The 1459-nt window shown below is 69.9% G+C and carries 1 protein-coding gene; it reads right to left on the bottom strand.

Features of this window, described 5'->3' with window-relative positions; genetic code table 11:
• Positions 1-1198 (bottom strand): IS110 family transposase (locus ACIOKD_RS42010; RefSeq protein WP_402093757.1); only part of this gene is annotated, 1198 nt, incomplete at its 3' end.
• Positions 1199-1459 lie beyond the last annotated feature (261 nt).

Here is a 1459-nt window from a genome sequence, read left to right as displayed (position 1 = left end):
CCGCAGGCGTGCGGGATTCGTAGAAGGTGCCGTCGCGGAGCATGGCGAACAGGACGCTGATGCGTTGGCGGGCGAGGCGGAGGAGGGCCTGGGTGTGGGTTTTGCCGCGGGCGCGTTGCTTGTCGTAGTAGGTGCGGGAGGCGGGATCGGCGTTCATGCAGGCGAAGGCGGAGAGGAACATGGCGCGCTTGAGCTGGCGGTTGCCGCCTCGGGGCGCGTGTTCGCCATGGATCGAGGTCCCCGACGACCTTGTGGTCGGGGCGAGTCCGGCGTAGGAGGCCAGGTGGGCGGCGCTGGGGAAGCTGGTGCCGTCGCCGACGGTGACCAGCAGGACGGCGGCGGTCCTGACGCCGACACCGGGCATCGACGTCAGGACCTTGGAAAGAGGGTGGGCCTCCAGCAGGCTGTTGATCTGGGCTTCCATCGCCCGGCGCTGGGTGTGGACGGCGGCGAGCTGGCCGGCCAGGGAAGGGATCACGATGTCCAGGGTGCCGGTGCCGGGGACGACGACGGTCTGCTCGTCCAGGGCGTCGAAGATGTCGTCGATCAGCCGGGTGGCCATGCGCGGGGCCTTCGGGCGGATCAGTTCGACGAGTCTGCGGCGTCCGGCTTTGCGCAGTGCGGCCGGGGAGCCATAGCGTTCCAGCAGCCAGGTCACGGCCTGGTGGTCGAGGCGCGGTCCGAGGACGCGTTCCAGGCTGGGGTGGAACTGGGTGAGCAGGCCGCGTATCCGGTTGGAGGTGCGGGTGGCCTCGGCGGCGAGGTCCTGGTCGAAGCCGGTCAGCACGGTCAGCTCGGCGGTGATCTCGTCGGTGAGTTCCAGCGAGCGCAGGGTGTGCGGCATCGTCCGCGCGGCGTCCGCGATGACGGCCGCGTCCTTGGCGTCGGTCTTGGCCTCGCCGGGGTAGAGGTCGGCGATCCGGCGCATGGCCAGGCCGGGCAGGTAGGCGACGCGGCAGCCGGCGTCGCGGGCGACGGTCAGGGGCAGGGCGCCGATGGAGGCGGGCTGGTCCACGATGACCAGGACGGTGCCGAACTTTGCGGTCAGCTTGTCGAAGACGGCCCGCAGTTTCGGTTCGCTGTTGGGCAGCGGCTTGTCGAAGACCTTCTTCCCGGCCGGGGTCAGTCCGTGGCCGTGGTGAGCGGACTTGCCGACGTCCAGGCCGAGGAACACGCCCACGTCTTCGATCTCGAACATCGTGCCCTTTCAGGGGTGTTGGCGGTGCCGGCCTCGGCTCGGGTGTCGTGCTCGCGCATCCACGTTATGCAGACCTGCCGCCCGCGAACCGTCCGGCATTGCGCCGGACCGGACGGTGGCCGGACCTCTGATCAGCGTCTCCGACGAACACCCCCGGACCCGGTGACACCACCCCCCAGGTCATGCCTTCGACAGGGGGACACAGTCATGCCGGACCCGGAGGCCAGCGGCCCCGTTGCGGAACCGCAGAAAACATAACGG

This window comes from Streptomyces sp. NPDC087844 (assembly GCF_044742785.1).
Classification (GTDB): domain Bacteria; phylum Actinomycetota; class Actinomycetes; order Streptomycetales; family Streptomycetaceae; genus Streptomyces.
Note: the sequence above shows the minus strand (reverse complement) of the source record. Positions and strands in the feature narration are given on the sequence as shown.